Origin of the sequence: Cryptosporangium phraense, from assembly GCF_006912135.1 — a bacterium.
GTDB lineage: Bacteria > Actinomycetota > Actinomycetes > Mycobacteriales > Cryptosporangiaceae > Cryptosporangium > Cryptosporangium phraense.
Map to the genome: position 1 here is coordinate 16495 of NZ_VIRS01000029.1, position 16987 is coordinate 33481.

Annotated in this window: 18 protein-coding genes; 10 read left to right on the forward strand and 8 right to left on the reverse strand. The window is 71.1% G+C overall.

Features of this window, described 5'->3' with window-relative positions; translation table 11 throughout:
• The first annotated feature begins 149 nt into the window (after positions 1 to 149).
• The 6 genes from FL583_RS30835 (at position 150) to FL583_RS30860 (ending at position 6423) form a co-directional block, all read left to right on the forward strand.
• Complete coding sequence (locus tag FL583_RS30835) at positions 150 to 1505, forward strand: ABC transporter substrate-binding protein (protein WP_142708388.1); 1356 nt, start codon at positions 150 to 152, stop codon at positions 1503 to 1505.
• Positions 1505 to 2395: a carbohydrate ABC transporter permease gene (locus FL583_RS30840; RefSeq protein WP_142708389.1), complete on the forward strand. Its 891-nt coding sequence runs from the start codon at positions 1505 to 1507 to the stop codon at positions 2393 to 2395. The genes FL583_RS30835 and FL583_RS30840 overlap by 1 nt, the downstream gene beginning before the upstream one ends.
• The gene (locus FL583_RS30845) at positions 2392 to 3216 is read left to right on the forward strand and encodes a carbohydrate ABC transporter permease (protein WP_170323959.1); all 825 of its coding nucleotides are present in this window, start codon (positions 2392 to 2394) and stop codon (positions 3214 to 3216) included. Before FL583_RS30840 ends, FL583_RS30845 begins: the two co-directional genes overlap by 4 nt.
• The gene (locus tag FL583_RS30850) at positions 3213 to 4100 is read left to right on the forward strand and encodes an SGNH/GDSL hydrolase family protein (protein ID WP_142708390.1); all 888 of its coding nucleotides are present in this window, start codon (positions 3213 to 3215) and stop codon (positions 4098 to 4100) included. Before FL583_RS30845 ends, FL583_RS30850 begins: the two co-directional genes overlap by 4 nt.
• Before the next feature lie 32 nt (positions 4101 to 4132).
• Entirely contained in the window at positions 4133 to 5554 is a 1422-nt protein-coding gene (locus FL583_RS30855; protein WP_142708391.1) for a GGDEF domain-containing protein, read from the forward strand.
• A gap of 137 nt (positions 5555 to 5691) precedes the next feature.
• On the forward strand, positions 5692 to 6423 hold the full coding sequence (locus tag FL583_RS30860) for a FadR/GntR family transcriptional regulator (protein ID WP_205752609.1): 732 nt from the start codon (positions 5692 to 5694) through the stop codon (positions 6421 to 6423).
• On the opposite strand, the gene FL583_RS30865 is transcribed toward FL583_RS30860, so the two are convergent.
• From FL583_RS30865 to FL583_RS30895, 7 genes are read right to left on the reverse strand one after another with little or no spacing between them, the layout of a single operon-like run.
• Positions 6420 to 7391, reverse strand: a complete 972-nt coding sequence (locus FL583_RS30865; RefSeq protein ID WP_205752610.1) for an aldo/keto reductase — start codon at positions 7389 to 7391, stop codon at positions 6420 to 6422. The genes FL583_RS30860 and FL583_RS30865 overlap by 4 nt on opposite strands.
• A complete protein-coding gene (locus FL583_RS30870) occupies positions 7388 to 8197 on the reverse strand; it encodes an amidohydrolase family protein (RefSeq protein WP_205752611.1) in 810 nt (269 codons plus the stop codon). Before FL583_RS30870 ends, FL583_RS30865 begins: the two co-directional genes overlap by 4 nt.
• Positions 8194 to 8535 (reverse strand): L-rhamnose mutarotase, encoded by a 342-nt coding sequence (locus FL583_RS30875; protein WP_142708394.1) that lies wholly within the window; start codon positions 8533 to 8535, stop codon positions 8194 to 8196. The genes FL583_RS30870 and FL583_RS30875 overlap by 4 nt, the downstream gene beginning before the upstream one ends.
• Entirely contained in the window at positions 8532 to 9710 is a 1179-nt protein-coding gene (locus FL583_RS30880; protein ID WP_142708395.1) for a mandelate racemase/muconate lactonizing enzyme family protein, read from the reverse strand. Before FL583_RS30880 ends, FL583_RS30875 begins: the two co-directional genes overlap by 4 nt.
• 19 nt (positions 9711 to 9729) lie before the next feature.
• On the reverse strand, positions 9730 to 10608 hold the full coding sequence (locus FL583_RS30885) for a carbohydrate ABC transporter permease (protein ID WP_142708396.1): 879 nt from the start codon (positions 10606 to 10608) through the stop codon (positions 9730 to 9732).
• A gap of 3 nt (positions 10609 to 10611) precedes the next feature.
• Positions 10612 to 11532, reverse strand: a complete 921-nt coding sequence (locus FL583_RS30890) for a carbohydrate ABC transporter permease (protein WP_142708397.1) — start codon at positions 11530 to 11532, stop codon at positions 10612 to 10614.
• Positions 11529 to 12884 (reverse strand): ABC transporter substrate-binding protein, encoded by a 1356-nt coding sequence (locus FL583_RS30895; protein WP_142708398.1) that lies wholly within the window; start codon positions 12882 to 12884, stop codon positions 11529 to 11531. Before FL583_RS30895 ends, FL583_RS30890 begins: the two co-directional genes overlap by 4 nt.
• A gap of 106 nt (positions 12885 to 12990) precedes the next feature.
• On the opposite strand from FL583_RS30895, the gene FL583_RS30900 reads away from it, so the two are divergent.
• The 4 genes from FL583_RS30900 to FL583_RS30915 are packed head-to-tail and all read left to right on the forward strand — an operon-like array spanning position 12991 to position 16407.
• Positions 12991 to 14010, forward strand: coding sequence for a zinc-dependent alcohol dehydrogenase (locus FL583_RS30900; RefSeq protein ID WP_142708461.1), 1020 nt, complete (start codon positions 12991 to 12993; stop codon positions 14008 to 14010).
• A complete protein-coding gene (locus FL583_RS30905; RefSeq protein ID WP_142708399.1) occupies positions 14007 to 14762 on the forward strand; it encodes an SDR family oxidoreductase in 756 nt (251 codons plus the stop codon). Before FL583_RS30900 ends, FL583_RS30905 begins: the two co-directional genes overlap by 4 nt.
• Positions 14747 to 15376 carry a bifunctional 4-hydroxy-2-oxoglutarate aldolase/2-dehydro-3-deoxy-phosphogluconate aldolase gene (locus tag FL583_RS30910; protein WP_205752613.1) on the forward strand — a complete coding sequence of 210 codons (630 nt, stop codon included), beginning with the start codon at positions 14747 to 14749 and terminating at the stop codon, positions 15374 to 15376. The genes FL583_RS30905 and FL583_RS30910 overlap by 16 nt, the downstream gene beginning before the upstream one ends.
• Positions 15373 to 16407 carry a sugar kinase gene (locus FL583_RS30915; RefSeq protein ID WP_142708400.1) on the forward strand — a complete coding sequence of 345 codons (1035 nt, stop codon included), beginning with the start codon at positions 15373 to 15375 and terminating at the stop codon, positions 16405 to 16407. Before FL583_RS30910 ends, FL583_RS30915 begins: the two co-directional genes overlap by 4 nt.
• A 168-nt stretch (positions 16408 to 16575) precedes the next feature.
• Here FL583_RS30915 and FL583_RS30920 read toward each other — a convergent pair whose 3' ends face one another.
• Positions 16576 to 16929 (reverse strand): hypothetical protein, encoded by a 354-nt coding sequence (locus FL583_RS30920; protein ID WP_142708401.1) that lies wholly within the window; start codon positions 16927 to 16929, stop codon positions 16576 to 16578.
• Positions 16930 to 16987: the final 58 nt, after the last annotated feature.

Sequence of the window (16987 nt, forward strand, 5' to 3'; positions counted from 1 at the left end):
TCGATAAAAGTGCTTTTATGGAAACACTTGACGGGGCCGCCGGGATGCGGTTTCGTGCTTGTTACGCGAGCGCGGTGCGGTTCCCCGCTCTTCTTCTTTCTGCCGGCGATGACCCTCGTCGCTGGACTTTTCCGCTGCTGGAGGCCTGCATGGCTCACCGACCGATCCGCAGACCGTTGCTCGCCACCCTGACGCTGGCCGGGCTGATCGCGGCCGCTGCCTGCAGCGGCCCGGGCAGCGACGCGGGCACCGCCGACGCCAGCGCCGGGGCCAGCCCGGTGACCAACGCGACCTGCGGCACCGAGCCGGTCACGATGAAGGGCTACTTCGAGACCGGCTTCCCGGTGCCGAAGGCGCTGACCACCGAGTTCACCAAGCAGTTCCCGAACGTCACCTGGGACATCCGCGAGGACCAGTTCGCGGTCATCACCCAGAACGCACCCCGGGTGCTGGCCGACGACCCGCCGGACCTCATGCGCCTGCCGCAGGTCTCCGAGCTGACCAAGGACGGCCTGCTCAAGAACCTCGACGGGTACGCGCAGGGCTTCGGCTGGGACAAGTGGCCGGCCTCGCAGCTCGAGCAGATGCGGGTGGCCGACAGCGGTGAGCGTGGCGACGGCCCGCTGTACGCGATGGGCATCAACTTCAGCATGACCGGCGTCTTCTACAACAAGAAGCTCGCCGCACAGATCGGGATGACCCAGCCGCCGGCCACGCTGGCCGAGTTCGACGCGGTGCTGGACAAGGCCAAGAAGGCCGGTCTCGTGCCGATCAACCAGTTCAACGGCGGGGCCACCGGCGGGCTGGCGTTCCCGCTGCAGAACCTGATGGCCGCCTACGGCGACCCGGCCAAGATCAACGACTGGATCTACCAGAAGTCCGGCGCGACGATCGACACGCCGGCGAACCTGCAGGCCGCCCAGCACCTGGAGAAGTGGATCAAGGCGGGCTACTTCGCGCCCGACATCAACTCGCAGGACTACGCGACGATGATGAGCCGCTTCATCGGCGGCAAGAACCTGTTCATCTTCGACGGCGACTGGGAGTCGGGGAACCTCGACAAGCAGATGGCCGGCAACGCGGGCTTCTTCCTGATGCCGTCGGCGACCGCCGGTGGCAAGCAGGCCGCGATGTCCGCCCCGCTGACGTTCGGCATCGGCAGCAAGTCGAAGCACGCCGACTGCGCCGCGTTCTTCCTGAACTGGGTCGCCACCAACCAGCAGGCCCGCGACATCGACGTGAAGATCGGCGGCTCGCACCCGATGGGCCCGGCCGACGCGTTCATGCCCGACGTCGCCAAGGACACGGTCACCGCGGCCACGCTGGACGCCGGGGCCAAGATCGGCCAGGACAACGGCGCGATGGACTTCATCGCCAACGCGACCGGCGCGATCTACGCCAAGAGCTGGACGCCCCAGCTGCAGAAGCTCGCCGCCGGCCAGCAGACGCCGAAGGCCCTGCTCGAGTCCGTCCAGAAGGACTACGAGAGCCAGGTCAAGCGCTGATGGTGGCGCACCGGGCCCGCCGCCCCAGGAGGTCCTGGGGCGGTTGGCTGTTCGCGGCGCCCGCGATTCTCGTCTACGCGGTCTTCGTGCTGCGTCCGCTGGCGCTGACCGTGCAGTACTCGTTCTACGACTGGAACGGCATCGGCGCGAGCACGTTCGTCGGGGTGGACAACTACCAGCGGCTGTTCACCGACCCGGAGCTGTTCGCGACGATCGTGCACGCGCTCGAGCTGATCATCTTCTTCAGTTTCATCCCGGTGGTGCTGGGGCTGTTCGTCGCGGCCGCGATTCGTGGCATCGCGACCAGCCGGCTGGCCACCGTGGCCCGCGTCGTGCTGTTCCTGCCCCAGGTCATCCCGCTGGTCGCGGCCGGCATCATGTGGAGCTGGCTGCTGTCGTCCACCGGCCTGGCCAACGCGCTGCTCTCGGCCGTCGGCCTCGACGGCCTGACCCGGGCCTGGCTCGGGGACTTCGACACCGCGCTGCCCGCGGTCGGCGTCATCGGGGCCTGGGTGCTGGTCGGTCTGTGCACGCTGTTGCTGCTGGCCGGGATGAGCAAGATCGACCCCGCGCTCTACGAGGCCGCCCGCCTGGACGGCGCCGGGCCGATCCGGGAGTTCTGGTCGATCACGCTGCCGAGCCTGCGCCAGGAGATCGGCGTGTGCGTCACGGTCACCGTGATCGCGGCCCTGGCCAGCTTCGACATCATCTTCGTGTCCACCCAGGGCGGTCCCGGCGGCTCCACGTCGGTGCCCGGCCTGGAGATCTACTACCTCGCGTTCTCCGAGCGCGAGGTCGGGATGGCCTCCGCCCTCGCCGTCGCCCTGGTGGTGCTCGTGCTCGTCTGTGTCCTGCCCATCCAGCGCCTCACCCGGGACGGTTCGCGGTGATCACCACTCGCCGGGAGACGCTGACCGGGCGGATCCTGCTCGTCCTGCTGATGGCGATCACGATCATCCCGTTCGTCAGCCTGTTCGTGACCGCGCTGCACCCGGCCGGGACGTACCCGTCCGGGCTCGCCTGGCCGGACCATCCGCAGTGGGGCAACTTCGTCGACGCGTTCCGGGTCGCGAACATGGGCGCGCTGCTGTGGTCGAGCATCCTGATCGTGCTCGGGGTCGTGCCGATCTCGCTCGTGCTGGGGACGATGGCCGGCTTCGCGTTCGGGCACCTGCGGATGCCCGGCCACCGGATCGGCTTCCTGGCCTTCGTCCTCGGGCTGACGCTGCCGTTCGAGGGCATCGTCACGCCGCTGTACTACCAGGTCCGCGACCTCGGGCTGCTGAACACGCGGTGGGCGATCATCCTGCCGCTGATCGGCCTGTTCATGCCGTTCTCGGTGGTGTGGATGCGGGCCCACTTCGTCACGATGCCCGACGAGCTGTCGGAGGCCGCCCGGATCGACGGGGCGTCGACCTGGCAGTTGTTCTGGCGGGTGCACGTGCCGCTGGCCATGCCCGCGCTGTCGTCGCTGGCGATCCTGCTGTTCCTGTGGACCTGGAACCAGTTCCTGCTGGCGATCGTGCTCGTCGACGATCCGGCGAAACGGACGATGGCCGGTGCGCTCGGCGCGTTCCAGGGGCAGTGGGGCACCAACATCCCGCTGCTCTGCGCCGGGGCGCTGCTGATCCTCGTGCCCACGCTGGCCGTCTTCCTGATCTTCCAGCGCCGGTTCGTCGCCGCGCTGCTCCAGGGCTCGAGCAAAGGGTGATCAACACCCGCGTCTACACCGACGACGAGCGTCGCCACTTCCTGCGGTACACCCGCACCGACCGGTGGCCTCTGCTCGGACGCTTCCCGATCGGCGCCGACCGGCACACCGGTCTGCTCGCCGGGATGCTGTCCTGCCCGCCCGGCCTGATCGACGAGCTGAGCGCGTCGCTGGACGACGAGCTGCGGGCCGCGGCCGCCGAACTGCTCTCCGACGACGCCTACCGGCGGGCCGTCCGGTCGCTGCCGTACCGGCCGGGCGAGCGCGTCGTCGCGGTCGGCGACTCGATCACCGCCGACCGGCTGGGCTGGTTCGAGCTGCTCGCGGCGTCGCTCGAGCTCGACGGCGAGCCGCGTCCGACGCTGGTCAACCTCAGCGTCAGCGGCAACACGACCGCGGACGTCATCGAGCGCTTCGACCTGCTCGAAGCGGCCGAGCCGAGCCGGGTGCTGCTCATGCTCGGCACCAACGACGCCCGCTCGCACGGCCGGACCAGCCGCTTCCGGATGGCCACCGCGGCCGAGACCGAGCGGAACCTGCGCGCGCTGGCCGGCCTGATCACCGAGGATCTCGGCGCCGAGGTCACTATGATCACCCCGACCGCCGTCGACCAGGTGCGCGTCGACCGGGCCTTCGCGGACGCCCCGGTGCACTGGGACGCGGCCGAGATCGCCGAGCTCGCCGACGTCGTCCGGGCGGTGGATCCGGCCGCGATCGACCTGCACGCCCGGACGCGGACGGCGCGGCCGGGCAACCTCGAGGACGACGGCGTCCACCCGACGGTGGCCGGCCAGCGCTTCATCCTGACCTGCGTCCTGGCCCGCCTGGTCGAGCCGGCCGGTTCCTTCGGTAGCGACTCGGGCGCTTTGCCCGTTTTGGGTTAGCCCGGCGCAACTCCGGGTCGATCGGAACGGGCATGAGCGCCCGGAGAGTCACCGTCTTCCTCGCCCTGGTGTTCGCCGGGGTGGCCCTGAGCATGGCCACCTACGGAACCGTGGGCGAGTCCGTCGGCTACCTCGGTCTCTACGCCGCGGTCGCCGCGCTGGCCTGGTGGTCGGCTCTCCGGCGGAGCCGGCCGGACCGCGGCCCGGGCCTCCTGATCGCGGCCGCGATCTCGCTGTGGATGCTCGGTGACCTGATCGAGACCCTGCAGCTGTACTTCTCCGAGGTTCCGAACGTCGGCCCGTCCGACGTCTGCTGGCTCGGCGGGTACCCGCTGCTGGCCGTGGCCCTCGTCCGGATGGCGCACCGGCGGGCGGCGGGCCAGCTGCGCAGCGCGGTGCTCGACGGGCTCACGCTGACGCTGGCCGGGGCCATGCTCAGCTGGCAGTTCCTGATCGAGCCCCTGTTCGCGTCGGGGTCGGGCCTGGCGGTCTCGGTGGTGCCCGCGCTCTACCCGGTGGCCGACCTCGTGCTGCTGGCCGGCGTGCTGATCATCGCGCTCTCGCCGGGCGGTCGGACCCTTCCGACCCGGTACCTGCTCGCCGGTGTCGCCGTGTACCTCGTCGTGGACCTGGGCTTCAACGTCCTGCCCTACGTGATCAGCTACGACTGGGTGGTCCGGCTCGGGCCGCTGGTGCTGGCCGGCAACGCGCTACTGGTCGCGGCCGGTCTGCACCCGGCGAGCGCCGAGCTGATCCGGCCCGGCACCCGGCTGCGGACCCTGCACGCGGCCCGGGTGCTCTTTCTGGGCTGCGCGCTGATGACCGCGCCGACGATCGTCATCCTCCGGGCCCAGGTGGGCAGCACCGCGGTGGTGGCGCTGCTGGCGACCGCGGCCTGCTCGGCGTTCGTCCTGGTCCGCTTCACCACGGCGGTCCGCGAGCAGGAGCGGGCCCAGGCCCAGCTGGCCTTCCAGGCCCACCACGACGCGTTGACCGGGCTGGCGAACCGGTCGGCGCTGACCGAGCGGCTCGGCGAGGCCGACGCCTCCGCTCCGGTCGCGGTGCTCTACCTCGACCTGGACGGCTTCAAGCAGATCAACGACCGGCTCGGCCACGAGGCCGGCGACGCCGTGCTCTGCGCGGTGGCCGGGCGTCTGTCGGCCGCGGTGCGCCAGACCGACCTGGTGTCCCGGCTGGGCGGCGACGAGTTCGTGGTGTTCTGCCCGGGGGCCTCGGAGGACGACGCCGTCGACCTGGCCGAGCGGATCCTCGTCGACGTGGCCGCGCCGGTTCCGTACCAGGGCGAGCTCCTGGGGGTCGGGGCCAGCATCGGCATCGCGTCCCGGGCCCGGGCCGCCGACTGCGGTCCGGCCGGGCTGCTGCGCTCGGCCGACATCGCGATGTACGACGCGAAGCGACTGGGTCGCGGCCAGTGGGCGCTGGCCGCCGCCTGACGGCGTCGACCGAAGTCGTAGGGCGCTGTCGGTCGTCCGGCAGAAGCCCGCGCGAACGGGAGATCCTGGTGCTGCTCGGCCAGGGGCTCGCGCAGCGTGCCGGTCTGCTCTCCTGAGCGCGCACGTATATTGCACGCATGGCTGACGCGTTTGCGCTTCCCGCTCGTGGCCGCGCGGAGCGTCTGGGTGTGGCCGTGACCAGCGAACTCGTCGAGATGATCGTCACCGGCGAGATCGGCGAGGGCGACCTGCTGCCGCCGGAGGGCCCGCTCGCCGAGCACTTCGGGGTGAGCCGCACGGTCATCCGCGAGTCGGTCAAGCGGCTCGAGGAGAAGGGCCTGGTCGTCGTCACCCAGGGGCGAGGCACCCAGGTGAGCCGGTCCGGGTCCTGGAACATGCTCGACCCGATCATCCTGTCCGCGCTGATCGACAACGACGAGTCGCTGGGCATCCTCGACGAGCTGACGGTCGTCCGCGGCCACCTGGAGTCGGCGATGGCCGGCGCGGTGGCCGCCCGGCACACGCCGGAGGAGTTCGAGCGCATCCAGCAGGTGTTCGAGACGATGCGCGGAATGCAGCAGGAGAGCGACGCGTCCCGCCAGGAGGACGTGGTCTTCCACCTGACGATCATGGAGATCTCCCGGAACCGGCTGGCCGAGAACATCGCCAAGCGGCTGTACCGGCGCGCGCTGGAGAGCAACCGCTACCAGGGCGCCGACTACCAGGGCGCGTTCGAGTCCACGATCGAGGAGCACGGGCTCGTGGTCGACGCGATCGCCCGCGGCGACGTCGACGGCGCGTCGCGGGCGATGCGTGACCACATCCTCAGCTCCTGGCAGCGGCGCCGCCTGGCCGGCCCGCCGTCCTAACCCGGTACCGCGCCGGGCGGTACCAGCCCGCCCGAGACCAGGTCGCGCCACAGCCCGGCCGGCACGTCGACGTCGAACTGCCGGACGTCGTCGTCGACCTCGTCCGGAGAGCGCATTCCGACCGCGACCGCGGACACCGCGGGGTGCAGCAGCGGGAAGGCGAGCGCGGCGGCCGGGAGGTCGACGCCGTGGTCGGCACAGATCGACGCGATCCGGCCGGTCCGCTCGAGGACGGCGGCGTCGGCCGGACGGTAGTCGAACGTCGCGCCGGCCGCCGGCCGGGCGGTCGACAGCAGACCGGTCGCGAAGACGCCGACCGCCACCACGGCGACGCCGGCCTTCGCGGCCGGCGCGAGCACGGTCTCCAGCGCGCTGTGGTCGAGCAGCGAGTACCGGTTGGCCAGCATGATGACGTCGACCAGGCCCTCGCCGATCAGGTCGGCGAGCCCGGCGGTCGAGTTCGTGCCGATGCCGATCGCCGAGACCAATCCGGCGTCCCGCAGCCGGGTCAGCGACCCGAGCGCCTCCCGGGCCGCCGAACCCCAGGCCTGGTCGGGGTCGTGCGCGTAGAGGATGTCGACCGCGTCGAGCCCGAGCCGGTCGAGGCTCTCGGACAGCGAGCGCTCGACGCCCTCGGGCGAGAAGTCCCACTGCCGTCGCAGGGCGCCGGGGACGCGGAAGCCGTCGTCGTCCCAGTCCTGGGCCGGAATTTGGGGGACGAGCAGCCGCCCGACCTTCGTCGAGACGACGAACTCCTCGCGCGGCCGGTCGCGCAGTGCGGCCCCGAGCCGGCGTTCGGACAGCCCGAGGCCGTAGTGCGGCGCGGTGTCGAAGTAGCGGAGGCCCTGGTCCCAGGCCCGGTCGATCGTGCGCCGGGCCTGGTCGTCGCTGATCGCGGTGACGAAGTTGCCCAGCGGCGCGCCGCCGAGCCCGAGCTTCCCCGCCCGGGCCGGGAACCCGGGCGTCACAGCCGGTACCACGCGGACGCGGTGCCGCCGTCGATCGCCGAGCGCTCGTCGTCGCTCAGGTCCTCGATCAGCGCGTCGACCGCGGACCGCCAGGCCACCGACCCGGCGCCGAGGTTCGCCAGCGGCCAGTCGGACCCGTACATCAGCCGGTGCGGCCCGAACGACTCGAGCGCGACGCCGACCACACGGGCCAGCCGGGCCGCGTCCGGCACTATCCCGGCCAGGCCGGAGATCTTCACCGCGACGTTCGGGAGACCGGCCAGCGCGCGGACACCGCGCTCCCACTCGGCCTCGTCGGGCGCTTCGGCGATGCCGCCCAGGTGGTCGAGCACGAACCTCACCTCGGGGTGGGCCTGCACGACCGTGCGCACCAGGTCCAGCTGCCACGAGCGGACGACCAGGTCGAACGCGAGCCCGCGGGCGGCCAGCCGGTCGAGCGAGGCGCCGACGTCGGGCCGGCCCAGCCAGTCCGGGTCGGGATCCACGTGCACCAGGTGCCGGATCCCGACCAGCCGCCCCGGGCCGAGCTCGTCGAGTTGCTCGTCGACCTTCCCGGTCAGGTCGACCCAGCCCACGACCCCGGCGACGACCGGCACGTCGTGGCAAAGCAGGCGTCCGGTCTCGCCGAGGTCGTTGCCGGCCTGGACGACGACCGCCCGGTCCTGGCCGGTGTCGGCGAGCATCCCGGCCAGCTCGACCGGCCCGAAGTCGGCGTCGATCGCCGCCATCGTCTCCGGATCGATCCACGGCTGCGGGTCGGTGACGCGGTTCCACAGGTGGACGTGCGCGTCGATCCGGCCGCTCACGCGAGGTGCCAGATCTCGTCGAGGGGCTGCCACAGCGCGCCCGGGATGCGCTCGTCGAGGATGCGCACCTGGCACGGGTCGGTGTGCGTCCACCACTGGCGGGTGACCGGGTCCTCGCCGACCCGGGCCAGGTCGGCGTCGTGGTCGTCGCCGACGTACTCGTAGTAGGCGAACAGCGTGTCGCCGGTGACGAAGATCGAGTAGTTCGTGACGTTGCAGTCGCGCAGCGTCTGCTCGACCTGGGGCCAGACCTCCCGGTGCAGCCGGAGGTACTCCTCCCGGCGCTCGGGCCGGAGCCCGACGACCAGCGCGTGCCGCTCGGGCCGGTCGGCGCTCATGCCGGAGTCGCCGTCGCGCCGACCGACGCGGGCCGTCCGGCGTCGGGCACCAGGCGCAGCCCGGCCCGCTCGGACCGGACGTGCGGGCCGGAGACCAGGGCCAGCGACGGGGCGGCCTGGACCTCCCGGATGCGCTCCTCGTCGACCCGGATGCCGAGGCCGGGCGCGTCGCCGAGGACGATGCCGCCGTCGGTGAACTCCTGGTCGATGTCGAGCCCGACCGGCGAATGCAGGTGCTGGATCTCGAACGACAGGTGGTTGGGGATCGCGGCGGCCGCGTGGGCCAGCGGGTTGGCGTGGTACGAGACCGGGCTCACCGGCAGGTCGCGGCTGTGCGCGACCGCGGCCACCCGGAGGAAGTGGCTGATGCCCCAGACGTTGCCGACCTGGACGATGTCGACCGCGTCGGCGTCGAACAGCGGGCGGTACTGCTCGAGGCCGGTCAGGTTCTCGCCGGTGGCCACCGCGGTCCGGACGTGCTGGCGCAGCGACGCGTGCCCGGCCGCGTCCCAACGGCGCAGCGGCTCCTCGATCCAGGCCAGGTCGATCGAGTTCTCCAGCTCGCTCACGTACCGCACCGCCTGGCTGCGGTTCCAGGACTCGTTGGCGTCGAGCATGAGCGCGGGACGGGCCGAGTTGCGGCCGAGGACGTCGCGGACGGCGAGGAGCCGGCGCAGGTCGTGGGTGGCGTCGTGGCCGCCCTTGAGCTTGGCCGCGCTGAAGCCGCGCTCGGCGTAGCGCTCGTACACCTCGACCAGCGCCTCGTCGTCGAGCGCGATGTCCAGGCCGGACGCGTAGCCGGGTACGTAGCGATCCAGAGCTCCCAGGGTGCGCCACAGCGGCTCGTCGGCCGCCTTCGCTTTGAGGTCCCAGAGTGCCATGTCGATCGCGCCGATCGCCCCGAAGACCGCGCCCGCGTGTCCGGTCTTGAAGACGCGGTTCAGCATCCGGTCGTAGAGCGCGGTGACCGCGCGCGGGTCCTCGCCCTCGACGGCGTCGAACACCCGGTCGATGTCGCCGTGCGCGCCGACGCCCACCCCCTCGAGACCGCTGTCGGTCTCGAGGATCAACACGTGGACGTCGGTCTGCGGTCCGGGCATCACCCCGTTGGCATCACCGGTCAGCCTGCCCCACTCGTGCGTGGTGAGCAGACTGCGATAACCGGTGATCTTCATAGAGACTCCTTAGTGGGGCTCACTCCTTGGTCCCGCCCGCCGTCATGCCGGCGACCAAGAAGCGTTGTGACACGAGGAAAACGAGGAGCACCGGCAGCACCGAGACGATGGTCGCCAGCGCGAGCGTGGGCAGCTGCACCGACTGCACACCGGCCGAGCTCGGGTTGAACGCCGGCGTCGACGCGAGCAGGGACGTCAGCCCCACCTGCACCGGGTAGCCGTCGCTGGAGGGCAGCATCACGAATGGCAGGAAGAAGTTGTTCCAGTTCTGGACGAAGCTGAAGAACGCGACCAGGGCCACGATCGGCGCGGCCAGCGGCAGCGCGACCTTGGTGAAGACCTGGTACTCCCGGCAGCCGTCGATCCGGGCGGCCGCCAGCAGATCGCGCGGGATGCTCGTCGAGAAGTAGATGTACGTGAGGTACACCCCGAACGGGAAGAACGACATCGGCAGGATCACCGACAGCGGGCTGCCGATCAGGCCGACGACGTTCAGCTCCAGGAAGATCGGCAGCACCAGCGCCGTGTTCGGGATCAGCATGACGATCAGGGTCAGGACGAGCAGCAGCCGGCGGCCCCGGAACTCGGTCAGCGCCAGCGCGTAGCCGGCCGGGATGCTGGCGACCAGCGTGATCACCAGCGCGCCGGCCGAGTACAGGGCCGAGTTGCCGATCCAGGTGGTGACCGCGCCGTCCTGGAAGTCGAACAGCTGGGTCCAGTTCGTGGCCAGGTGCCCGGGACTGCCCGGGGCGAACGGGTTGTCGGTGATCAGCCCGCGGGCCGTCTTCGTGGTGGCCAGCACCAGCCAGACGATCGGGATGGCGAAGAACAGGACGAAGACCGCCACCATGACGGTGACGATCGTCCGTCCGCTCCAGCCGCTCACGCTGGTTCTCATGTCTCAATCCCGCTCGAACAGGCCGCCGCGCGTCACGAAGACGGCCGACAGCGCCAGGGCGATGACGAGCAGCAGCAACGAGATGGCGGCCGCTCCGTTGAAGTCGTTCTGCTGGAACGCGTACTGGTAGGCCAGCTGGTTGAGCGAGTAGTCGTTCGGGACGATCGCGTTGCTGGCCTGGGAGAGCAACTGCGGCTCGACGAAGAGCTGGGTGCCCGCGGCGAGCGACATGATGCCCATGTACGAGATCCACTTGCGCAACATCGGCAGCTGGATGTTCCAGGCGATCTGGACCGGGTTCGCGCCGTCCATCCGGGCCGCCTCCATGACGTCGTCGCTGATGTTGTTCAGCGCGCCGTACATGATGACGATCCAGCCGCCCGCGCCCGTCCAGAACGCGATGATCGCGAAGATGACCGGCAGGTTCCCCGGGACGATGACCTGCACGAAGCTGTCGAAGCCGAACAGCTTCAGCAGGCCGCCGACCGGGCTGGCCGTCGGGTCGAGCACGAACAGCCAGAGCAGCACGCTCGACGCGCCGGCCAGCGCTCCGGGCAGGTAGAAGACGAACCGCAGGGTCCGGCTCAGCCAGCGGACCTTGATCGCGTGCACCACGACCGCGAGCAGCGTCACCAGGACGACCAGCGCGACGAGCCAGATGCCGAGATAGAAGGCCACGTGCCGGACCGCGGGCCAGAACCGGAAGTCGTCGACCACCTTGGAGAAGTTCGCGACCCCGGCGAAGCGCCCCTCGGCGTCGGTGAAGGCCAGGTAGACCGCGTAGAGCGTGGGCAGGATCCCGAACGCCAGCGCGAGCGCCGCGTAGAGCGAGACGAAGCCGTAGCTCATCGCGTTGCGGCGCCGGACGGGCGGCCGGATGGCCGCCCGCCCCGCTACCGCGGCCGCTTCGGCGACAACGGTCATTTGACCGTGTAGCCGTTCACCTGCGCCTGGTTCTTGATCGCCTGCTCCCACTCGGGGAGCAGCGAGACCAGGCTCTTGCCGTCGGCGATCGCCGGGGTGACGGTCTTGGCCCAGACGGCCTCCTGGCTGAAGATCCCGGATCCCCAGCCGTCCCAGATCGACGTGCCGGCCTTGACCACGGCCGACAGGTCGGTGGCGTAGTAGCCGCTGGTCTCCTGCTTCTTCACCCACTTCTCGGCGGCCGGCGCGTACGCCGGGTAGCCCGGGGCGACGTTGACCTGGTAGTCGTCGGCCGTCGTGACGAACCGGGCGAACGACTCCGCGGCCTCGAGGTTCTTCGAGTGGCTGCTGACGAACCAGGTGCCGCCGCCGACGTTGCCGGTCACGGCCTCGTCGCTGCCCCAGGCGGGCGGGGCGGCCACGCCGAGCTCACCCTTGGGGACGTTGAGCGAGTCCGGGTTGTTGAAGATCGCCCCCGCGTACCAGGCCGGGCCGGGCATCAGGAGCACCTTGCCGGAGTACTTCTGCACGAACTCGGGCGTGAAGACGCTGACGTTCGGCATCGTGCCGTTCTTGATCAGCGTGTCGAGCATCGTGGCGGCGCGCTTGCACTGGTCGCTGTCGAGATCGACCGTGACCGACTTCGGGCCGGTGATGCCGTTGGCCTGGCACTTGCTGGCCCAGAAGAAGACCTCGGGCGTCCAGGCGTCGCCGACCGTGCCGACGATGTACCCGGGGTGCTCCTGGCCGACCTTCACGCCCAGGGCCTGGTACTCCTCCCAGGTCTTGGGGACCTGGTAGCCGAACTGGTCGAGCAGCTTCTTGTTGTACCAGAGCACGGCCTGGGCCAGGTCGTTGCGCAGGCAGTACACCTTGCCCTCGACCGTGCACGGGTTCAGCGCGCCCGCGGTGAACTGGTCGAGCGTCTCTTTCTTGACCAGCCCGTCGTTGAGCACGGCCGCGAACGCCTGCTTGCCGTTGCTCTTCTGGCTGGCCCAGGCCGCGTCGTTGTTCTGGGACGAGAACACGACGTCCGGCCAGCCGCTGCCCGCCCGGTCGAAGAGCTGCATCTTCGTCCGGAAGGAGTTCGAGCCGTTCGCCGACCCGTCGTAGGTCACGACCTTGACCTTGACGTCGGGGTTGGCCTTGACGAACGCGTCGGCGGCCTTGGTGCGGTCGGCGTCCACCCAGACCGTGATCGTCGACTTGTCGTCCTGCTTGACCTGGGGGAAGCCGTACGAACCGGTGGTGGTGTCGCCGCCGCCGTTACAGGCGGTGAGCGCGAGAACGAGGGCACCGGCGGCGCCGAGGGCCGCAAGCCGGGACCGTCGAGCGGCTCTGAACCGAACCATGTCGTTGTCCTTTTCTGTCGTCGTCCTTGACGCCAACTACGTTGGGGCCAGACCATAAGGTCACACGTATGATGTTTGCAAGAGCGAGAGGAAAGTGAGCTCGTCGATGATTGGTGTGGCCTACGAAGGCGAAGGCCTGCTGCGGACGACGCCGGTGACCGCCGAACCGCCCGGACCAGGCGAACTGCAGGTCGCGGTGGCCTACTGCGGGCTCTGCGGAACCGACCTCCACATCGCCCACGGCAACATGGACGCGCGCGTGAAGACGCCGCTGGTCTTCGGCCACGAGGCCTCCGGGACCGTCGCCGCGGTCGGACCGGGCGTGGAGGGCTGGGCGGTCGGTGACCCGCTGACCGTGATGCCGCTGCTCTGGGACGGCACCTGCGCGGCCTGCCTGGCCGGCCACCAGCACATCTGCCAGAACCTGACGTTCGTCGGCATCGACTCGCCCGGAGCGCTGCAGCAGCGGTGGAACGTCCCGGCCTCGATCGCGGTGCCGCTCCCGGCCGATCTGAGCCTGCGCACGGCCGCGCTGGTGGAGCCGGTGGCCGTCGCGGTCCACGACGTCCGGCGCTCGGAATTACAGGTCGGAGACCGCGCCGTCGTGCTCGGCGGCGGTCCGATCGGCGTCCTGATCGCGTGCGTGGCCCGGCACGCGGGTGCGCGTGTGCTGGTGGCCGAGGTCGATCCGGGCCGTCGTGGCCTGGCCTCCGCGCTCGGGTTCGACGTCGTCGATCCGGCTACGGACGACGTCCCCGAGTTCGTCGAGGGGTGGACCGGAGGCACCGGAGCCGACGTGGTGTTCGAGGTGTCGGGCGCGGCCGCGGCGGCTCGGTCCACCACTGCGCTGGCCAAGGTCCGGGGCACGATCGTCGTCGTCGCGATTCACGCCGCGGCCCGCGAGATCGACCTGCAACGGGTCTTCTGGCGCGAGCTGCGCCTGCTCGGAGCCCGGGTCTACCAGCGATCCGACTTCGAGCGCGCGATCGAGCTGCTGCACGGGGGCGTCATCCCGGCGGACGAGCTGATCACGGGGGTCGTGCCCCTCGACGGGACACCCGGAGCCATGGCCGATCTCTCGGCCGGCCGGGCCATGAAGATCCTCGTCGACGTGGCCGGCGCATGAGCGGCCTGTTCGACCTCAGCGGCCGGCTCGCCGTCGTCACCGGAGCCCGGCGGGGGATCGGCCGGGCGATGGCCGAGGCCCTGGCCGCGGCCGGAGCCGACGTCGTCGGGGTCAGCGCCCAGCTGGGCCCGGACGACGAGGTCGGGAAGACGATCCAGGGCCTCGGCCGGACGTTCGAGGCGCGCGCGGTGGACTTCGCCGACCGTGGGGCGGTGTGCGCCCTGGGCGCCGAGCTCGCCGAGCGGGCCCCGGACATCCTGGTCAACAACGCCGGGACGATCGAGCGGGCGCCGGCGATCGAGCACCCGCTGGAGTGGTGGGACCGCGTGCTCGAGGTCGACCTGTCCAGCCAGTTCGTGCTGACCCAGCTGGTCGCCGGGCCGATGCTGGAGCGCGGGCGGGGCAAGATCATCTTCACCGCGAGCCTGCTGAGCTTCCAGGGCGGCATCAACGTCCCCGGGTACGCGGCCGCGAAGTCCGGGATCGCCGGGCTCACCCGGGCGCTGGCCAACGAGTGGGCCGGGCGGGGCGTGAACGTCAACGCGATCGCGCCGGGCTACATCGCCACCGACAACACGCAGGCGCTGCGCGAGGACCCGGTGCGGTCCAGCTCGATCCTGGAACGGATCCCGGCCGGACGGTGGGGGAACGGCGACGACCTCGCGGGCGCGGCCGTCTTCCTCAGCTCGGCCGCGTCGGACTACGTCTCGGGCACGATCCTGCCGGTGGACGGTGGGTGGCTGGGCAGATGATCGAGGACGAGCTCGCCCGGATCCGGGTGCTGCCGGTCGTCGTCATCGACGACCCGGGCCGGTGCGTGCCGCTGGCGCACGCCCTCGCCGAGGGCGGGGTGCCGTGCGCGGAGATCACCCTGCGGACGCCGGACGCGCTCGACGCGGTCGCCGCGGTGGCCGATCTGGAGGGGTTCCTGGTCGGGGCGGGCACCGTGGTCGGCTCTTCGCAGCTCGACCGGGCGGTGGACGCGGGGGCGCGTTTCGCGGTGAGCCCGGGATTCGATCGTGAGCTCAGCCTTGCTGCCTCGGGGCGGGGGATCGCCCTGATTCCCGGCGTGGCGACGGCCAGCGAGGTGCTCGCGGCCGGTGCGGCCGGCCACTCGACCGTGAAGCTGTTCCCGGCCGCGCAGCTCGGTGGGGCCGGGATGATCTCGGCTCTGCGCGGTCCGTTCCCGGACGTCCGGTTCGTCCCCAGCGGCGGGATCAGCCTCGACAACGCGGCCGAGTACGACCTCGACGCGGTGCTGACCGTGAGCACCAGCTGGATCGCGCCCCGGGCCGAGATCGCCGCCGGCCGGTTCGACGAGATCACCGCGCGGGCCCGCGCGTTCCGCGCGGCGGTCGGCCGATGATCGAGCGCGTGGTGACCGTGGGGGAGGCCCTGGCGGTGTTCCGCGCCGGCGACGACGGTCCGCTGTGGTCGGCGCCCCGGGTCGCGGTCTCGACCGGCGGCGCCGAGGGCAACGTCGCGATGGCCCTGGCCCGCCGCGGTGTGCCGGTCAGCTGGTTCGGACGGGTGGGCGACGACTCGCTGGGGCGTCGCGTCGTCCGGGAACTGCGCGCGGAAGGCGTCGACGTGCACCCGGTCGTGGACCGGGAGAACCCGACGGGTCTGCTGGTCAAGGAGCTCGACGCCGGTGGGCGGACCAGCGTCGTCTACTACCGGAGGGGGAGCGCGGGCAGCCGGCTGAGCCCGGCCGACGTCGACCGGATCCCGCTGACCGGCGCGACGCTGGTCCACCTCACCGGCATCACGCCCGCGCTCTCGCCGGAGGCGCGGTCGGCGGTCGACCACCTGCTCGACCGGGCGAAGACCGCGGGCGCAACGGTCTCGTTCGACGTGAACCATCGCGGCCGTCTGTGGGAGGGGGAGACGGCCGCGCCGGTCTACCGCGAGATCGCGTCGCGGGCCGACGTGCTGTTCGCGAGCCTCGAGGAGGTTCCGTATCTGATTCCGGGCTGGGGTGGGGTGAGCCCGGAACCGGGCGGGGTCTCGGAACCGGGCGGGGGCTCGAGTCCGGGCGGGGTCTCGGGTTTGGGCGGAGGCGGCGCCGGAGCGGCGGCGGTGGCGTTGGGCGAGCGGGGGTATTCGCACGTGGTGGTGACGGCCGGGGCAGCCGGCGCTGTCGCGGGAATCGACGGGGAGCTGTACGCGGTACCGGCCGTGCCGCTCGACGGGGTGGTCGACACGGTGGGGGCGGGCGACGCCTTCGTCGGCGGGTACCTGGCCGAGCTGGTAGCGGGGCACGGGCCGTCGCGTCGGTTGCGGACCGGTGCCCTGCTCGGGGCGGCGGCGTGCCGGCATGCGGGGGATTGGGAAGGGGTGGCGGATCTGTCCGCCCTGGACGGAGAAGCCGCTCCGGACGACCCGGTCACCCGCTGAGGCCCGCCCGACGCCGGCCGCGCCAAGAAGCTGACCGGGTCGGCGGTCAGCCGAACCAGGCGACCTGAACGACAACGATCTGCTGGCCCCGAATGTCAGTCAGGTTGCGCTCGGACTTCCTCGTCGAGTTCATCGAGGAGGTCGTCGGGGTCACAGCCCCAACGCCAATCAGCCACCGGCGAGTTCGCGATGGGCAGCGCGAACGATCTCTCCGGCCTCCCGGATCGCCCGCGCTCGAGTGTCGGGGTCCGGATCGTCGACGGCACGTTCTGCGGCGTGCAGGCGGGCGGCCGTATGCGGGTGTCGTTCGATCTCGATGACGACGCCCCACTGACGGTAGAACATCCGGATCGGAGTGACGCTGTCTTCATCGCCGGCACGCACGAACGCCGCCTGCATGTCGTTGAAGAACTCCGGCAGCCTGGAGGGGACGAGAGTCGCGACTGCTTGCCTCAACGCGGGCAGCGTCAGTTCGGGGAGGGGCATGACCGGGACGTCTCCTGCGGCGTGCGGAGCGGTCATCGTTCACGTCCCTTCTGTTACGTCGAGACCGCTCACAGGAAAGCGCTTCCATTCGGCG

What these genes read in the sequence shown, in the direction of transcription:
- FL583_RS30835 (WP_142708388.1), top strand. Translation starts at nt 150, where the DNA reads ATGGCTCACCGACCGATCCGCAGACCGTTGCTCGCCACCCTGACGCTG.
- FL583_RS30840 (WP_142708389.1), top strand. Translation starts at nt 1,505, where the DNA reads ATGGTGGCGCACCGGGCCCGCCGCCCCAGGAGGTCCTGGGGCGGTTGG.
- FL583_RS30855 (WP_142708391.1), top strand. Translation starts at nt 4,133, where the DNA reads ATGAGCGCCCGGAGAGTCACCGTCTTCCTCGCCCTGGTGTTCGCCGGG.
- FL583_RS30860 (WP_205752609.1), top strand. Translation starts at nt 5,692, where the DNA reads ATGGCTGACGCGTTTGCGCTTCCCGCTCGTGGCCGCGCGGAGCGTCTG.
- FL583_RS30875 (WP_142708394.1), bottom strand. Translation starts at nt 8,535, where the DNA reads ATGAGCGCCGACCGGCCCGAGCGGCACGCGCTGGTCGTCGGGCTCCGG.
- FL583_RS30880 (WP_142708395.1), bottom strand. Translation starts at nt 9,710, where the DNA reads ATGAAGATCACCGGTTATCGCAGTCTGCTCACCACGCACGAGTGGGGC.
- FL583_RS30885 (WP_142708396.1), bottom strand. Translation starts at nt 10,608, where the DNA reads ATGAGAACCAGCGTGAGCGGCTGGAGCGGACGGACGATCGTCACCGTC.
- FL583_RS30890 (WP_142708397.1), bottom strand. Translation starts at nt 11,532, where the DNA reads ATGACCGTTGTCGCCGAAGCGGCCGCGGTAGCGGGGCGGGCGGCCATC.
- FL583_RS30895 (WP_142708398.1), bottom strand. Translation starts at nt 12,884, where the DNA reads ATGGTTCGGTTCAGAGCCGCTCGACGGTCCCGGCTTGCGGCCCTCGGC.
- FL583_RS30900 (WP_142708461.1), top strand. Translation starts at nt 12,991, where the DNA reads ATGATTGGTGTGGCCTACGAAGGCGAAGGCCTGCTGCGGACGACGCCG.
- FL583_RS30905 (WP_142708399.1), top strand. Translation starts at nt 14,007, where the DNA reads ATGAGCGGCCTGTTCGACCTCAGCGGCCGGCTCGCCGTCGTCACCGGA.
- FL583_RS30915 (WP_142708400.1), top strand. Translation starts at nt 15,373, where the DNA reads ATGATCGAGCGCGTGGTGACCGTGGGGGAGGCCCTGGCGGTGTTCCGC.
- FL583_RS30920 (WP_142708401.1), bottom strand. Translation starts at nt 16,929, where the DNA reads ATGACCGCTCCGCACGCCGCAGGAGACGTCCCGGTCATGCCCCTCCCC.